General features: G+C 50.0%; 16 protein-coding genes. 6 read left to right on the plus strand and 10 right to left on the minus strand.

Annotation, left to right across the window (positions count from 1 at the left end; all coding sequences use genetic code 11):
- Positions 1–72 precede the first annotated feature (72 nt).
- From hisH to hisG, 5 genes are read right to left on the minus strand one after another with little or no spacing between them, the layout of a single operon-like run.
- Positions 73–660, minus strand: a complete 588-nt coding sequence (gene hisH / locus C5O23_RS03545) for an imidazole glycerol phosphate synthase subunit HisH (RefSeq protein WP_107031585.1) — start codon at positions 658–660, stop codon at positions 73–75.
- The gene (hisB, locus tag C5O23_RS03550; RefSeq protein WP_107031586.1) at positions 657–1,760 is read right to left on the minus strand and encodes a bifunctional histidinol-phosphatase/imidazoleglycerol-phosphate dehydratase HisB; all 1,104 of its coding nucleotides are present in this window, start codon (positions 1,758–1,760) and stop codon (positions 657–659) included. The genes hisH and hisB overlap by 4 nt, the downstream gene beginning before the upstream one ends.
- A gap of 41 nt (positions 1,761–1,801) precedes the next feature.
- Positions 1,802–2,833 carry a histidinol-phosphate transaminase gene (hisC, locus tag C5O23_RS03555; RefSeq protein ID WP_107031587.1) on the minus strand — a complete coding sequence of 344 codons (1,032 nt, stop codon included), beginning with the start codon at positions 2,831–2,833 and terminating at the stop codon, positions 1,802–1,804.
- A 14-nt stretch (positions 2,834–2,847) separates the two neighbouring features.
- Positions 2,848–4,128: a histidinol dehydrogenase gene (hisD, locus tag C5O23_RS03560; protein ID WP_107031588.1), complete on the minus strand. Its 1,281-nt coding sequence runs from the start codon at positions 4,126–4,128 to the stop codon at positions 2,848–2,850.
- A 24-nt stretch (positions 4,129–4,152) separates the two neighbouring features.
- Positions 4,153–5,004 carry an ATP phosphoribosyltransferase gene (gene hisG, locus C5O23_RS03565; protein ID WP_107031589.1) on the minus strand — a complete coding sequence of 284 codons (852 nt, stop codon included), beginning with the start codon at positions 5,002–5,004 and terminating at the stop codon, positions 4,153–4,155.
- A gap of 335 nt (positions 5,005–5,339) precedes the next feature.
- Here hisG and C5O23_RS03570 point away from each other — a divergent pair, with 335 nt between their 5' ends.
- From C5O23_RS03570 to C5O23_RS03580, 3 genes are read left to right on the plus strand one after another with little or no spacing between them, the layout of a single operon-like run.
- The gene (locus C5O23_RS03570; protein ID WP_240597643.1) at positions 5,340–6,005 is read left to right on the plus strand and encodes a glycosyltransferase; all 666 of its coding nucleotides are present in this window, start codon (positions 5,340–5,342) and stop codon (positions 6,003–6,005) included.
- A gap of 15 nt (positions 6,006–6,020) precedes the next feature.
- Positions 6,021–6,950, plus strand: coding sequence for a Stealth CR1 domain-containing protein (locus tag C5O23_RS03575; RefSeq protein ID WP_107031603.1), 930 nt, complete (start codon positions 6,021–6,023; stop codon positions 6,948–6,950).
- Position 6,951: 1 nt separating this feature from the next.
- On the plus strand, positions 6,952–7,905 hold the full coding sequence (locus C5O23_RS03580) for a stealth family protein (protein ID WP_161553543.1): 954 nt from the start codon (positions 6,952–6,954) through the stop codon (positions 7,903–7,905).
- A gap of 74 nt (positions 7,906–7,979) precedes the next feature.
- On the opposite strand, the gene C5O23_RS03585 is transcribed toward C5O23_RS03580, so the two are convergent.
- From C5O23_RS03585 to C5O23_RS03595, 3 genes are all read right to left on the minus strand, one after another.
- Positions 7,980–8,855, minus strand: coding sequence for a glycosyltransferase family 92 protein (locus C5O23_RS03585; RefSeq protein WP_107031592.1), 876 nt, complete (start codon positions 8,853–8,855; stop codon positions 7,980–7,982).
- Between the two features lie 85 nt (positions 8,856–8,940).
- Positions 8,941–9,933, minus strand: coding sequence for a stealth family protein (locus C5O23_RS03590; RefSeq protein ID WP_107031593.1), 993 nt, complete (start codon positions 9,931–9,933; stop codon positions 8,941–8,943).
- A gap of 14 nt (positions 9,934–9,947) precedes the next feature.
- Positions 9,948–10,844 (minus strand): lysophospholipid acyltransferase family protein, encoded by an 897-nt coding sequence (locus C5O23_RS03595; protein ID WP_107031604.1) that lies wholly within the window; start codon positions 10,842–10,844, stop codon positions 9,948–9,950.
- A gap of 472 nt (positions 10,845–11,316) precedes the next feature.
- Here C5O23_RS03595 and C5O23_RS03600 point away from each other — a divergent pair, with 472 nt between their 5' ends.
- The 3 genes from C5O23_RS03600 to C5O23_RS03610 all read left to right on the plus strand — a co-directional run bounded on the left by C5O23_RS03600 (position 11,317) and on the right by C5O23_RS03610 (position 13,460).
- Entirely contained in the window at positions 11,317–11,799 is a 483-nt protein-coding gene (locus tag C5O23_RS03600; RefSeq protein WP_240597647.1) for a phosphatase PAP2 family protein, read from the plus strand.
- Between the two features lie 57 nt (positions 11,800–11,856).
- Positions 11,857–12,468, plus strand: a complete 612-nt coding sequence (locus C5O23_RS03605) for an L-threonylcarbamoyladenylate synthase (protein ID WP_240597650.1) — start codon at positions 11,857–11,859, stop codon at positions 12,466–12,468.
- 113 nt (positions 12,469–12,581) lie between these two features.
- On the plus strand, positions 12,582–13,460 hold the full coding sequence (locus C5O23_RS03610) for a hypothetical protein (RefSeq protein WP_107031595.1): 879 nt from the start codon (positions 12,582–12,584) through the stop codon (positions 13,458–13,460).
- Positions 13,461–13,589: 129 nt separating this feature from the next.
- Here C5O23_RS03610 and C5O23_RS03615 read toward each other — a convergent pair whose 3' ends face one another.
- Both C5O23_RS03615 and C5O23_RS03620 read right to left on the minus strand, forming a co-directional pair.
- Entirely contained in the window at positions 13,590–14,144 is a 555-nt protein-coding gene (locus tag C5O23_RS03615; RefSeq protein WP_107031596.1) for an IS1096 element passenger TnpR family protein, read from the minus strand.
- A gap of 179 nt (positions 14,145–14,323) precedes the next feature.
- Positions 14,324–15,133 (minus strand): inositol monophosphatase family protein, encoded by an 810-nt coding sequence (locus tag C5O23_RS03620; RefSeq protein ID WP_107031597.1) that lies wholly within the window; start codon positions 15,131–15,133, stop codon positions 14,324–14,326.
- Between the last annotated feature and the right edge of the window lie 299 nt (positions 15,134–15,432).

Below are 15,432 nucleotides of genomic sequence, written 5' to 3' on the forward strand. Positions count from 1 at the left end.
TTTTTATCTGTTGGTGTATCTGGGGGATAGACTTGGCAGTGAACCGTATATGTTTTTTGTGGCATGCATGGCCTACAGTTTCAGGAAATTGGCGAGAATCTGCTCGCCGATGTCGCCGCTTTTTTCGGGATGGAACTGAGTACCGTAGAAATTTTCATATTTGAGCGCCGCGCTGAAAAGAGTGGTGCCATAGCGGGTGGTCGCGATGGTGTCAGGACAGAGATTGGCATAATATGAATGCACATAGTAGACATAGCTTCCCCGGCCGATATCTTTGAGCAGTTTCGATTCCAGATTGTTGATTCGGTTCCAGCCTACATGGGGCACCTTAAGACCTTCTTCTTCAGGGAAACGGCGGATATGGGCATCGAAGATCCCCAGGCAGTCAACATCTCCTTCCTCCGAGTGGCGGCACATAACCTGCATGCCTACGCAGATGCCGAGCACCGGATGGCGTAGATTGCGGATCACTTCACAAAGTCCGCGTTCCCGCAGACGTTCCATAGCCTCGGCATCGTTTCCGACCCCCGGCAGGAGAACCCGCGAGGCACTGCGTATCTCTTCCGGATCCGAGGTCAGTTTCCACTCGGCTCCGAGGCGGCTGAGGGCATTTTCTACCGAACGCAGATTGCCCATTTCGTAATCTATTATGGCTATCATATGATTCCTTTGCTTGATGGCAGGTTATAGCTGAACACGTCACGTCGGACGGCCATGCGTAGCGCACGGGCGAAGGCTTTGAACACACCTTCGATCAGGTGGTGGTTGTTTTCGCCGCGCGCGCTGATGTGGAGATTGCAGCGCATGGCGGAGCAGAGCGATTTGAAGAAGTGGCTGTACATCTCTGTAGGGGTGTCGCCTACATATTCGCGTGTGAACTCCACGTCCCATACAAAATCAGCCCTGCCTCCGAAGTCGATCAGTACAAGGGCTTTGCACTCGTCCATCGGCAGCACGAATCCATAGCGGTCAATGCCGGTTTTCGATCCGAGAGCCTTGTCTATCGCCTGGCCGAGCACAATGGCGATATCTTCCATCGAGTGATGTTCGTCTACTTCAAGATCGCCGTCACATTTCAGATCGATCGAAATTCCGGCATGGTGCGGGATCTGCCAGAGCATATGGTCGAAGAATTTCAAGCCGCTGTCTATCGCCGAGGGCAGATGCCCGTCAAGGTCGAGCGTCAGGCTGATGCGTGTTTCAGACGTGTCTCGTACTATTGAAACCATGCGGTCTGCCGAGAGAATATGGCGGGCAATCTCATCCCAGCTGTCGCTGACGAGTTCGCATCCGTCGATGTTTTCGGTGTTGCCGGCGTGGCCTATGAGTATGCCGCGGGCACCTAAATTGCGCGCGAGTTCGATGTCGGTCATCCTGTCGCCGATAACGAAACTTGTTGCCAGGTCATAGTCACCGCCGAGATAGGCGGTGAGCATTCCGGTGCGCGGTTTGCGGGTCGGAGCGTTGTCAGCCGGAAACGAACGGTCTATCAGTATATCGTCAAACCTCACGCCTTCTCCTTCAAGAGTGGAGAGCATGCGGTTGTGGGCCGGCCAGAAGGTCTTTTCCGGGAATGAGGCTGTTCCGAGGCCGTCCTGATTCGAAACCATGACCAGTTCATAGCCGCGGTTCATCAGTGAGCGGAGCCCGAAGATTGCGCCGGGTACGAATTCGAGCTTCTCAAGCGAGTCGATCTGCTCGTCGGCCGGCTCTTTTATGATTGTGCCGTCGCGGTCAATGAAAATAGCTTTCTTTGCCATAGCTGAGTTGGTTTTGCATGAGTAAAGTCGGTTCGTGGATATCAGAATTTTTCAAGAAGAGCCACCACGCGGGCATTTTCTTCGGGTGTGCCTACGGTGAAACGCAGGCAGTTGCCGCAGCCTGTTACCTTGTTGCGGTTTCTTACGATTACTCCGTGTTCTGTCAGATAGCTGTACATCGCATCGGCATCATCGACTTTGACGAGCAGGAAGTTGGCATCCGAAGGATAGACTTTTCTGACTTTAGGAAGGGCGGCCAGAGTCTTGGCGAGATAATCGCGTTGCTGTCTGATTTCCTCCACCTGGGGGCTGATGTCAGTTTCGGCGATGCGTCTGAGCAGTCCGGCCTGTGTCGGACCGTTGACATTGTAGGGATACTTCACCCTGCCATACAGTTCGGCTATTTCAGGCACGGCAAATGCCATGCCCATACGCAGCGAGGCCATGCCCCAGGCTTTCGAGAATGTCTGCATCACTATCAGATTGTGATGTGTGGCTATATCTGCAAGAAGCGATGGTTCAGCCGAGAAGTCTATGTAGGCTTCATCAACCACCACCATGCCGTTGAAACTGTCGGCCAAACGAAGAATGTCGGCACGGCTGAATGAATTTCCGGTCGGGTTGTTGGGCGAACAGATCCACATCAGTCTGCTGTTTTCATCTGCGGCCGCGAGGAGCGCCTCTACCGGCAGAGAAAAGTCCTCGTTCAGTGCCACGCTGCGCAGTTCTACATCATTGATATAGGCGCTTACGGCGTAGACCCCGTAGCTCGGAGCTATTGCAATGGCATTGTCAATTCCGGGGCGGCAGAAGATGCGATAGGTGAGGTCGATGGCCTCGTCACTGCCTGCGCCACCTATAAATATATTATCGGCCGCTATGCCTTTCAACGTGGAAATCGCTTTTTTCAGCTCCTTCTGATGGGGATCGGGGTAGCGGTTGAGTCCGGAGGGATAGGGGCTTTCATTGGCGTCGAGCCACACGGAGATGTCGCCACCTTTGAATTCATCACGGGCGGTCGAGTATGGCTCCAGAGAGAGTATGTTGGGGCGTACAAAGCTCAGAGGATTCATTGCGGTAGAGGTGTTTAGGTGTCGGATTGGGTGCGTACGCTGACGGCAAGCGCATGAGCGTCAAGCCCTTCGGCTTCGGCCATTGCGGTGATAGCAGGCGCGAGCAGTCCGAGGCCTTCGCGCGTGAGTTCCTGGTAGGTGATCTTGCGCATGAAACTGTCGAGGTTCACGCCGCTGTAGGCCCGCGCCCAGGCAGAGGTGGGAAGTGTGTGGTTTGTGCCTGACGCATAGTCTCCTGCGCTTTCCGGAGAGTAATTGCCTATGAACACACTGCCTGCCGCGCGTATCTCCTGGGCCACTGTCCAGGGTGATTTCATAGAGATGATCAGGTGTTCCGGCGCATAGGCATTGACAAAATCGATCATGTCATCGCGCCCGTCCATTACAATCAGACGGCTGTGGGAGAGCGATCCGGCCACAGAGTCCTCGCGGCTGAGTTTTTTTGACAGGCGGCTGATTTCAGCCTGCGTCTCTGACGCGATGCGCTCGGAGGTGCAGACGAGTATCGCCTGGCTGTCAGGCCCGTGTTCAGCTTGCGAGAGGAGGTCTGCGGCGATGAATGTCGGGTTGGCACTGTCATCGGCCATTACGAGAACCTCGCTCGGACCTGCGGGCATGTCAATAGCCACAGTTGCTGAAAGCTGCTGCTTGGCTTTGGTGACATAGCGGTTGCCCGGCCCGAAGATCTTGTCGACTTTCGGAATGCTTTCGGTGCCGAGAGCCATTGCTGCGATGGCCTGCGCGCCGCCTATTCTGTAGATCCTGTCTATGCCGCAGACAGCGGCTGCATAGAGTATCTCAGGTGCTATCGGACGGTTGCCGCTCTGCGGTGTGCAGAGTATTATCTCTTTGCATCCGGCTATTCGGGCAGGGCAGGCGAGCATGAGCACTGTGGAGAAGAGCGGGGCACGACCGCCTGGTATGTAAAGCCCTACGCGGTCAATGGCCACAGGCTTCTGCACGCAGCGGACGCCGGGCATTGTCATTACATCGACATCGGTCGGGCGCTGGGCCGAGTGAAAGCGTGTTATGTTTTCCTTGGCCAGGCTGATGGCGGCTTTGACTCCATCGCTGACCTTGGCGCATCCTTCGGCTATTTCAGCTTCCGAGACTTCGAAACAGCTGATTTCAGTGTGGTCGAAGCGCAGGGCCATATTGCGCAGAGCTTCGTCTCCACGCAGTCTGACGTCAGCGATGATTCCGCTGACGGCTTTGTCGACCGCCGGATCATCAGGAATGTTGCGCTCGGTAAGCCGCGGCCACTCGGCGCGCGGCGGATTTATATAGGTATCCATTGTTGTGTCTGATTAAGTGCCCTCTTATTTGACAATGTTTTCAAGCACGAGCACGAGTATGTCTTCGGCTCCGATGCCTTTCAGCTGCTCGATTTTTTCCCAAAGCTGCGATTCAGGGATCACAGCATGGAGTGAAAGCCATTCCGGATCAGCCAGATGCAGGATTGTAGGGCTTTTCATTCCGGGAAGAATCTTCAGGGCTTCGTCAAGCGATGATTTCGGAAGGTTCATGAGCACATATTTCATGCCACGGCTTTCGATTATAGAGCGGAAGCGGAAACAGAGCTTGTCAAGTTCCTCCTGCTTTTCGGCCGGAAGATCCGGTGTGGCTATCAGTACAGATTGAGATTCGAGCACAGACTCCACTTCCACGAGGCCGTTCTGTATAAGAGTGCCTCCGGAAGAAACAATGTCAAAGATTGCATCGGCCATGCCGATTGCCGGAGCTATCTCCACCGAACCGGTTATGGTGTGGATCTCGGCGCTGATCTCTTTTTCTTTAAGAAAGCGCGAGAGTATGGCGGGATAAGATGTGGCTATACGGCGGCCGTTGAACCATTCGAGCCCTTTGTAATCGGCCTCGCGTGGCACTGCGAGACTCAGACGGCAACCGCCGAATCCGAGCGGTATTATCCGATGGACATCCACGCCTTTTTCTTCCACTTCGTTGAGCCCGACAATTCCGAGATCGGCTGTGCCCATTGCGACAGCCTGTGGAATATCATCGTCACGGAGTAGCAAAAGATCTACTGGGAAGCCCTTGGCATGGGCGATGAGGGAGCGGCTCCCTACTGACGCCGAGATTCCCGCATCGGCAAGCAAAGCCATTGTTTTTTCGTTGAGGCGACCTTTGGCCTGGATGGCAATTCGTAACATATATTGTAATAATCCTTAGAAATTGATGCGCAAAGATACGGTTTTTATTCTAAAATGCAATCAAAGAGATCGCTTTTACTCATGAAATCTTTCAAGTCGGAGAAATCCGCTGGCTGGCAACTTTCAGAAAGTTTGCATAGCTCGGAATAAGTTGTTACCTTTGTGAAGTACTCCTCGCGCTTTGATTAAAGAATACCATAAGAATGATAAACACAAACGGAGACAATGAAAAGACACGTGTAATCGTGTCATTGACATCTTTTCCTGCTGCGATACGATTTGTATTGCCGACCGTGAAATCAATTCTTGCAGGGTCTGTGCTTCCTGACAAAATTGTGCTTTATCTGACATATTCCCAGTTTGAAAATTGCGGAATTCCGCAAGATCTGCTTGACCTTGCCGATAAGAATCCGATTTTTGAAATCAGGGACTATGCCAGTGAAATAAGGTCGTATCGCAAACTGATTCCGGCGCTTAAGGATTTTCCGGAGGATGTCATTGTGACCATAGATGATGATACAGACTATCATCCAGACATGCTCGATAGCCTGCTCCGTCTTCATAAACGTTTTCCTGGCCATATTCTGGCTCACAGAGCAAAACGGATAGTGCCTGACAAACCATATCGAAAATGGCCAAAACTCAGGTGGTATCATTTTATCGGTAGTAAAATCAAAATCAGCCCGAATATAATTCAGACAGGAGTCGGAGGTGTGCTCTATCCGCCTCATTCGCTCAAAGCCGATATGCTTGACGAAAAAATGTTCACTACATTGGCTCCGACCACTGATGACATATGGTTCTGGGCGGCGGCGGTAGCTAATGGGCGAACAGTAATACCGGTGCCTTTCGGCCCTCACAATAAGCCTAAAGGACTTGGTAAGCCTCGCGAACTTGCTCTGAAGACAGTAAACTTTAAGTCCGGAACTGATCGTAACGACATCGCATTCAAAACTATTATACAAAGATATCCGGAAGTTAATAATCAACTTGAGAAATAAACGAAAAAGCAAGATATGGAAATAGATCTGGTTTATCTGTGGGTTAATGGTAATGATCCGCAGTGGCAGGCCAAACGCCAATCTGTAACAGGGGATATAGGCCATACTTCGGTAAACTGCAGAGGACGCTATATGGATAATGGAGAATTAAAATACAGTCTGCGTTCTATAGGGCTATATGCCCCTTGGGTCCGTAAGATTTTTATAGTCACGGATAATCAGGTGCCGGAATGGCTTGATACAGCTCATCCCAAAATTCAGATAGTAGATCATTCTGAAATTCTGCCTGAAGAAAGCCGTCCTTGTTTCAATTCTGTCATAATTGAAAATTTCCTTTATAAAATTCCAGGCTTGTCAGAATATTTTCTATATGGGAATGATGATATGCTCATCAATCGTCCCGTCACTCCAGAGACGTTTTTTGCAGCAGACGGTTTCCCGATTGTACGTATGAACCGTCGTCTATTCAGAAAAAGCTATGTGTGGTTTCGGCAGAAAATATTAAAAAAGAAATTGAGTGGATATAATCGTCAGATTGCCAATGCAGCCAATCTTGTAAACAGTAAATTGGGAATCTATTTTGGAGATAGGACTCATCACAATATCGATTCTTACCGCAAGAGCGATTATGAGCATGTCTATAATATGTTTAAGAATGTGATCAAGCCAACACTGGTTCATCATATACGGGATAATGAAGATATTAACCGTCACATATATTCTTATGTCCCACTGGCGGAAAAGCGTGCTCATGCTCAGTATGTAAATAAGAAGACATCGTTCCGTCTCCAGATCCATGAAGTTGAGCAATATCAGAAACTGGAAGAATATAATCCGATATTTTTCTGCATGAATGATTCTCAGTTTGCAACGGACGAGGATAGAAGGCGCTCAAGTGAATATCTGGAAAGACGTTTTCCGAATAAGTCGGAATTTGAAAAATAATATGAAGTCAATGAAAGCTATGGAAGTGGATCTGGTTTATCTGTGGGTCAACGGCAATGATCCGCAGTGGCGCGCAAAGCGTAATGCGACAATAGGGCGGACCGAAGACGGTTCGGCTGTAAATTGCGAGGGGCGCTATGCCGACAATGATGAACTTAAGTTCAGTCTGCGGGCTGTGGAGATGTATGCTCCCTGGATCCGAAGGATTTTCATTGTGACAGACAATCAGGTGCCACGGTGGCTTGATGTCAGCAATCCGAAGATCAGGATTGTTGACCACACGGAAATCATACCGGCTGAATATCTTCCGACTTTCAATTCGCCTGTGATCGAACATTTACTTTACCGGATTCCGGGGCTTGGAGAGCATTTTCTGTATGCCAATGATGACATGTTTATAAACAGGCCTGTCACTCCTGCCGATTTTTTCGGATCTGACGGTCTCCCGATACTCAGACTTAACCGCAGACCGTTCAGGAAATTGACCTTATTCTTGAAGAGCAAGCTGCTTAAACGCAAAATAAGCAACTATAACCTTACCATTCAGAATTCGGCCAGAATGGTAGAAAGACGTTACGGAGTCTATTATGGCGGCAAGACACACCACAATATAGATGCTTACAATAAGAGTTTCTGCCGCCATGTGTTTGAAGATGTGTTCAAGGATGAGATCGAACCGACGCTGACTAATCATGTTCGCAGTGACAACGATGTCCAGCGCAACATTTATTCCTATGCGGCTATAGCCGAGAAGCAGGGCCATCTGCAATATGTGTCGCAGAAGACGTCATTCAGATTTCATATTGACAATCATTCGCACTATGAGAAACTTGAGAAATACAATCCGCTGCTTTTCTGCATGAACGACTCGCAGTATGCCGATCAGAATGACCGCGAGCGCGTTACAGAGTATCTCAAGAGCCGTTTCCCAAAAAAATCAGGGTTCGAGAAATAACCACGGTTTCCAGTTATAACAATCCGGCTCGCACACTGACAGCAGAATCTGTATGTGTGCGGGCCGGTCGGTGTTTATTCGGCTATGTCGTTTAGGTCATAGTTGTAAAAATAGTCCATCGGTATGGTGCGTTGCGTTCCGCTTGCCCGTCCGCGGTTCTGCTTTTCAATAAATTCTTCTTTTGATCTTACGGCGTAGTGGTTTACGCGGATCACGTCTTGCTGCGGTTCGCGTTCGCGGAAATTTCGTGTGATAGGATCGCCGTGCGAATCCGCAGCTATTCCGTCGATGCGCGCCGCTTCGTGGCATCCGGTCATGACGAACACTCGCCGCGGATCAACAATACTTTTCACGTGGCGGTTGAGTCTGTGGCCGGGGAGAGAGTGGTGTCTGAACCGCTGCATTACCGGATCAGGCGATTTCTTTTCCGCGCCACCGCTGCCATAGATCAGCCAGTTGATCTCGACGGCAGGCGAGTCTTCGAAACGCTTGAGAAATTCCGGAATGGAACTGTCGGCTATCGGAACTATGAATTCGTCAAGGTCAATGAATGCGAGCCAGCGGGTGTCGAAGCGGTGACGGTCCATGCAGTCGTCATAGGCTGCTATCTGACGGCGATAGCCGGGATAGTAACAGTATTCCACCACACCGGACTCAATGTAGGGCCGGAGCACTTCGCGGGTGCAGTCGGTGCTTTCGTTGTCATAGATGTAGAACTTCTCCACGCCTTGGCTGATATGCCAGTCAAGCCATTCTTTGAAATACGGGCCTTCGTCTTTGGCTATGGCACAGACTGCAAGCCGACAGTCTGGCTTACGGTGGTCGCGTTTCAGACGGAATTTCAGTTTCAAGGCCTTGATGACACCGTAGCGCAGTATTCCGCGCCAGCGGTTCCTTGCCATTTTGCGGGGAATCAGCCCCGCGATTATTTCTGCAGCTACCTTGTTCATGCCGGGTGATTTTTTTGAAAGGTGGTTAGAATAACGTCTGGCATCAGTGTTCTTCGAAAAAGGCTATCTTGGCTTTGGCGTCTGTCTAAAGCTCAAAGCTCGACTTTTCGGGGAGAATGCTTTCAAAGGCATCGCGCACTTCTGCCATGACCTGGTTGTAGTTGCGGATATGAATGTTGTCATTGAGGCAGATGAGCGAATAAGATTGTTCGCGGATGGCTTTTATGGCTTTCTTCGATTTGATCATCAGCGGAAACATTTTGGTGTCGCTGTAGGTGTTGTAAGGCTCGAAGTTGCCTTTGCATATCTGCCATGTGCGGAAAAGTTCGGGAGTGTAGTCATCAGACGCGCGGAAACGGTTGACGGATGTGGCCGTGAGTTCCTTTCCTGCGGCCTGCCAGACTTCCTCGAAAGTGCTTTTGAGGTAGGGCTGGGCGTTGTGGGGGGTCCTGAGGGTGATGAACTTGTCGTAATATCTAAGCAGATAGTTCCAGCGGGCTCGCGATCCGTAGCTTTTGTCAAACCATTTGTCATGGAAGCGGGCCATGACTTCAGGCTTGCTGAAGTTGGCGTTGATGATACGGATGTTGTTTTTGATGCGGCGGTACCACTGAGACCAGGAGGGGTTGTATTGGAACGCGGCGATGTCGCATGGCAGTCCGTTGCGGAAGAAGCGTTCGGGGGTAATGCTGTTGATGATATAGAAATCGTCGTTGAAGTAGACAAAGTGGTCGGCGAGGCCGGGGATTTTGTGGATGTAGCGTTCGATCACCACCGAGTTGTAGGTCGGCAGGAACTGCTGCGGTATGTAGTCCTTGTGGCTGACGAGATTGATTTTCGGGTTTTCCGCATCGAGCCAGTCGGGCTTCTGCCCGCTTGTTATGAAATGTATTTTCCGCACCCAGGGGGCGAATTTCTCCACGCCGCGGAACCAGTATTTAAGGAAGCCGTAGTCGCGGAAGCGGGCATCGGTGACGCTGTTTTTCTCCGTCACGGTTTTCCCGGAGTATTTTGCAAATTCCTTCTGCCATTCGGGGTCATCCATGTTGACCCATGTTATTACAAAATCTATTTCCATAGTTTCCGGGGGTGTTATAGGGTGTTGGCGTTTGTGGGTTCTGACAGCTCGGCGTGTTTGAATCGGTTGTGGGTCCACAAGTAGAGTTCGGGGGTTTCGCGGATGGCTTGTTCGAGCATTTCGTAATAGATTTGTGTCAGCCCGAAGTCGTGGACAGATTTCGGATTGTCGTGCATGTGGATGAATTCAGCTTCATAATATCCACGGCCTACTTTCCGGATGCGCACGAACCAAGGGTCGAAGCCGTAGTGTTTCGTGATCTTCTCTGTGCCGGTAAGGACCGGAGTCTTGTGATGGAGAAACTGAAGGAAGTGGCGCACCTCGCGCTTTTTGGGCGACTGGTCTGCGATGAATCCGATGATGCTTGTCTGATGGCGTGCCGATAGTTCGGTGATGTAGCGGGCGGTTTTGTACATGTCTACGTTGATGGCGCCGTGGGAGCCTCGGTGTTCGAGCATGATCCGGTCCATTGCCTTGTTGCGCAGCTTGTGATAGATCTGGGCGGCGATTGCGCTCTTTTCAAGGTGGAGTGGCATCGAGGAGACCCACTCCCAGTTGCCGTAATGGCCGAGGTAGAGTGCTACTGATGTGCCCTGACGCAGCACGGTGTTGACGGATTCGACATTGGTGAAGCGCATGCGCCGCCCCATCTCTTCAGGTGACATGGCTGACATTTTGAAACTTTCGGCTATATTGTCGGCGAAGTAGCGGTAGAATTTTTTTTCGATGCCGAGTATTTCGTTGCTATTTTTCTCAGGAAATGATTCAGTGAGGTTTTTGCGGACAATCTTCCGACGGTAGCGGATGACGTAGTATAAAAGCAGATACATCACACCTGACAATGCATAGAGTACACTGAATGGCAGACGTGACATAATTCTGAAGAAAAAGCGAAGCAAATGATAGCTCATCCGGAGAAGGCGCTTATAGGGTTTGGTGGTTGACAGTTGGCATATAGCAGCCCGGCAGAGTGTGTCAGGCTGTACATTTTTCAATTAAGGACAAAATTATCTAATTTTTCCAAGATTGGCAAATCAATGGTTAAAATATTTAAATCAGAGCCTTGCAGTGATGTTTTGTGATGACGATGCAGGTCGATATTTCGTTTTTTTTAGTAACTTTGTCGAATTGGAAGCTGATTGTCCGGCTTTCATTGCCGGAGGGTGCCAATCAACCCTCGATGTTTCTGATATTATCACATTCCAAGACCTTCTTTTGATACACTCTTCACGGATTATTATGGAATACTCTTTGTTAGATCCAGCTATGTGGAAAGAATTTGAGCAGTCGATATTGTTTGCCATAAACGGAGCGCATAGTCCCGTCTTTAACCATATTATGTGGTTTGTAAGCGGGAAAGCGACTTGGATACCGTTTTACGTTATGTTGACGGCATTTATCGGCTATCGTTTCGGCTGGCGGAAGATGGTGCTTGTGCTGTTGAGCATCGGGGCCATCATAGCCCTTGCCGACCAGACGTGCGCCACACTGATACGCCCTGCCTTTGAACGTCTGCGTCCTTCGCATCCCGACAATCCAGACAGCGCTTTCATTCAGCTTGTCAACGGATATCGCGGAGGCAGATACGGGTTTCCGTCATGTCATGCGGCCAATACCGTGGCTTTGGCTGTGTTCATGATTCTGCTGACAAGGCTGAAATGGATGACAGCGCTGATGATCACATGGTCAGCGGCTGTATGCTATTCAAGAATGTATCTTGGTGTCCATTATCCGTCTGATATTCTTGTGGGTGGCGCTGTCGGGGCTATCTATGCGGTGTTGGTCTACAGGTGTTATTTCATCATCACAAACCGCTGGGATTTATCATCAATCATCTTGCATCGACTGCGCCCGGCAGCCGATTAGCGATATTTTTGTATATCATAAAAAACATTGACAGATATAGATATGAGGACTTTACGAATGTATCCCAGTAGCATCAACGAGCGATATCTCGATGAGGTGGCAGACTGCCTGCGGGCTGGTGGAATTATCATCTATCCGACAGATACGCTCTATGCCGTGGGCTGCGATGCACTTAACAACGGTGCGATTGAACGGCTCTGCAGGATCAAAGGTGTGAATCCTCAGAAACAGACTCTGTCAGTGGTTTGCGACGGCATTTCTATGGCCAGCGAGTATGCCCGTATCGACAACGAGGCTTTCAGAATTCTGCGCAGGAACCTGCCGGGTGCGTTTACGTTCATACTGCCTGCGGCGACTTCTCTGCCTAAAGTTTTCAAAGGGAGAAAAGAGGTGGGAATCCGTGTGCCTGACAATCAGATAGCTATGGCGATAGCGGCCCGGCTCGGACATCCGATACTTTCATCGTCGCTGAAGGTCGATGACGAAGTGCCTGAATTTGATGCCCAGGAATTGGCCCTGGCTTTCGAGGGGCAGGCAGAGCTGCTGATTGATGACGGCGGAGACGGTGAGAGCCTCTCAGGCGGCATGCCCTTGCCGTCTACGGTGGTCGATCTGACTGACAGTCGCTCACCTGAGATTATCCGTGAGGGTAAGGGAGAACTGCAATAGCAATTTGAGTTTAACTGTTTTTTGAATTTTGAGTTTTTCACGTGCAACTTAAGCGAATTACCCCCGATGAATATGCTGCACTTTTTAAGTCGGTATCACATACATTCAATTCTGTGGAGTTCAGTCAGCTGAACCGTAGCAAATGTGACGATGTGCACTATCTTGCCTTTGCAGATGACAAGGGGAAGATCCGTCTGGGGATCATACTTGGAGAGCGTGGCGGTCTGTTGCGTTCTCCGTTTTCCGCTCCGTTCGGCGGGATGGAGGAGCGTGGGCCACAGCGCCTGTCATACTATCTTGACGCAGCTGTGGAGCTTAAGGCATATGGACGGGCATGTGGAAAGCCGGTGGCGGTCACTTTGCCTCCGGCCTGTTATGACGGCGACTGTTCCCGTTTCAGCCGTCAGGCTCTCTGCCTGCTGTCGGGCGGCGGGCGGCAGCTTTATGCCGATTTCAATTATCATTATTCGCTCAGTGATTTTTCATTGTTCGATGAGCGTCTGTGGGCCAGCGCGCGGCGCAATCTCTCGGCATCCGTTCGCCGTGGGCTTGAATTCGAGTGTTGCGTTGATCCGACTGATGCCGAGATCGAGGAGATCTACAGCATTATCCGCGTGAATCACGAAAGTCACGGCTATCCTGTGCATATGACTCTGGATGACATTGTGGCGACATCGAAGATCATCAGTATGGATTTCTTTATCGTCAGGAAAGAGGGTAAGGGCATAGCCTCGGCGATTATCTATCATACTTCGCCGGAAACGGTTCAGCTGATCTATTGGGGCGATCTGCCGGGAGGTCGTGATTTCCGGCCCATGAACTTCCTGTCATACAATATAATCAGGCACTATGCCGAAAGCATCCCGGCAAGCGGTGTGCGCTTCTTTGATCTGGGACCGGCTTCATCTGACGGCATTCCAGCCGTAGGACTGTGTGATTTTAAAGAAAGCATCGGCTGCCGGCTGACTCCAAAGATTTCCATAGAGATATAAGCTGGCTTCTGAACAGAAAGTATTTATAAATAACATCCGGCAGTCCTGTATGCAAGCAGGCTGCCGGATGTTGTTACACTTATAGATTCTGTAGGAGTTTTTTTAGTAGGAGAGGTGAGAGGTGACGGATTATTCGTCGAATGTCATTTCGTCAAATCCGGCTGCGTCAAATTCGTCTTCATTGAATTCGGTAGACCCGTAGAATTCATCGTCAAGATCTGTCGAGGCTGCGGCCTGAGCGGCTTTTGCGTCAATCTTCGCGTCGAAGTCATCGAGGTCGACAAACTGCGAGGGCGCCTCACCCATAGAGATGGTGCACAGCGGGTCTTTAAGACTCTTTCCGGGGATAGATTTTTTCATTTCAATGAAGAAAGAACGGTCAGTCATGTAGTCAAACACCCACACCATTCTCTGGCCGTCGTCTTCGATAAAGTCGCTGAGCGGGGTGTCTTCCATCAGATATACGTCTTCGGAAGAGTCGGAGCCCATGTCTTCAAGGCATATTTCCTGGTTGCGTTCCCATCCGTCATCGCAGAGAAAGAACGAACTGAACTGGCCTTTGTCATAGCCGACAGAGTCACAGATCGCATTGCGGAGGTCGAGGAATGTCGCGTCTGCATCAATTTGGATTTCGCGTTTGAAGTTGTCTGCTTCGTCAGACACAATGCGGAAATTGAATATCATATTGCGGAAGGTATTTTTTTTATTTTTTTCAGTTTGAGTTACGGGCCGTGAGTGGCAGTCTGAGCTTCTATGCTGCGAAAGTAGTAACTTTTTTTTAAACCGAAAAAAAGTTTGGCGAAAAAAATCTGCGCAGTTTTATTTTGCCGGCTTTTCAGGCGTGTTGGCAGGCGGTTGATGAGTCAGCGCCTGCAGCCGGACGCTGTTGTCGGCCGAGGATTGAGCCGTGACAGAAGCTGGTCATGGATAGCCTGAGGACCGCAGACGAGTGAAATATTGCGGTCTTCGCGGAAACGTGTGCACTTCCCTCCGGCTTCTTCAAGGATCAGTGTAGCGGCATTGACATCCCATTCATGCAGGTTCAGCTCCCAGTATCCGTTAAGAAAGCCGGCGGCTACATAACAGATATCGGACGCTGCCGATCCGAGGCGGCGTATATCTCTGACAAGAGGCATTATGACGGCAAGATTGTCGAGGTTGTTGTCAGGATTTGTATCCTTGTCAACTGGAAAGCCGGTCGAGATCACACAGCGTGAAAGGTGTGATTCGGGAGAGGTGTGGATCGGAATGTCATTTAGGAAAGCACCCTGACCTCTGATTGCATGGAAGAGCTCGCCGGTTGCGGGCAGATATACAACGCCGATTTCAGTCTGTCCGTTATGTTCCACACCGATACTTATAGCCCAGAATGGAATCCCGGCGAAGAAATTGGTGGTTCCGTCAATCGGATCAATCACCCAGCGATAGCCGGCAGAACCGTCAGTTTCGCCTGATTCTTCCGAAAGTATGGCATGGTCAGGGTATCTGGTCTGGATATAGCTTTTGATGACAGTTTCAGATTGCTTGTCGGCAATGGTGACAATATCGCTGTCGTTTAGCTTGTTGTGCATGCCGATTTCGTGGCTGCAGCGGAAATATTCCATTGCTGTTTCCCCGGCTTTGCGGGCACATTCGATAACATCGGCAAGGGTGGGTCTTGTAGCAGTTTTCATAGTTAAGTAACAATTTAGGGATGCTTTTTGAGGGCATTTCCGTAGAGATGGCAATCCAAACGTATTATTCCATGTTCAAAATAATAGGCGGTAGACTCTGAATGTCAAGAGCCTACCGCCTAATTATCTAGTTATTAGGTTGCTTGCTCAATCTTCGATGGCAGCCTGCGCCGCGTTTAAACTATAACGTAATTCGAGATTTACCCGTGTGCTGTACGCTATTTGTGCGTCATACATTTTAGGGGATAATATGTTGGTCATTTTCATTTCATATTCGTTTGTTTGATTTTTGAGATTAT

Source organism: Duncaniella muris (assembly GCF_003024805.1).
In the GTDB taxonomy this organism is placed as follows: domain Bacteria; phylum Bacteroidota; class Bacteroidia; order Bacteroidales; family Muribaculaceae; genus Duncaniella; species Duncaniella muris.

Bases quoted from the DNA above. Each gene is read 5' to 3' on its own strand.
- hisH (WP_107031585.1), bottom strand. From the start codon at position 660: ATGATAGCCATAATAGATTACGAAATGGGCAATCTGCGTTCGGTAGAA.
- hisB (WP_107031586.1), bottom strand. From the start codon at position 1,760: ATGGCAAAGAAAGCTATTTTCATTGACCGCGACGGCACAATCATAAAA.
- hisC (WP_107031587.1), bottom strand. From the start codon at position 2,833: ATGAATCCTCTGAGCTTTGTACGCCCCAACATACTCTCTCTGGAGCCA.
- hisD (WP_107031588.1), bottom strand. From the start codon at position 4,128: ATGGATACCTATATAAATCCGCCGCGCGCCGAGTGGCCGCGGCTTACC.
- hisG (WP_107031589.1), bottom strand. From the start codon at position 5,004: ATGTTACGAATTGCCATCCAGGCCAAAGGTCGCCTCAACGAAAAAACA.
- C5O23_RS03575 (WP_107031603.1), top strand. From the start codon at position 6,021: ATGGAAATAGATCTGGTTTATCTGTGGGTTAATGGTAATGATCCGCAG.
- C5O23_RS03580 (WP_161553543.1), top strand. From the start codon at position 6,952: ATGAAGTCAATGAAAGCTATGGAAGTGGATCTGGTTTATCTGTGGGTC.
- C5O23_RS03585 (WP_107031592.1), bottom strand. From the start codon at position 8,855: ATGAACAAGGTAGCTGCAGAAATAATCGCGGGGCTGATTCCCCGCAAA.
- C5O23_RS03590 (WP_107031593.1), bottom strand. From the start codon at position 9,933: ATGGAAATAGATTTTGTAATAACATGGGTCAACATGGATGACCCCGAA.
- C5O23_RS03595 (WP_107031604.1), bottom strand. From the start codon at position 10,844: ATGAGCTATCATTTGCTTCGCTTTTTCTTCAGAATTATGTCACGTCTG.
- C5O23_RS03600 (WP_240597647.1), top strand. From the start codon at position 11,317: ATGTTGACGGCATTTATCGGCTATCGTTTCGGCTGGCGGAAGATGGTG.
- C5O23_RS03605 (WP_240597650.1), top strand. From the start codon at position 11,857: ATGTATCCCAGTAGCATCAACGAGCGATATCTCGATGAGGTGGCAGAC.
- C5O23_RS03615 (WP_107031596.1), bottom strand. From the start codon at position 14,144: ATGATATTCAATTTCCGCATTGTGTCTGACGAAGCAGACAACTTCAAA.
- C5O23_RS03620 (WP_107031597.1), bottom strand. From the start codon at position 15,133: ATGAAAACTGCTACAAGACCCACCCTTGCCGATGTTATCGAATGTGCC.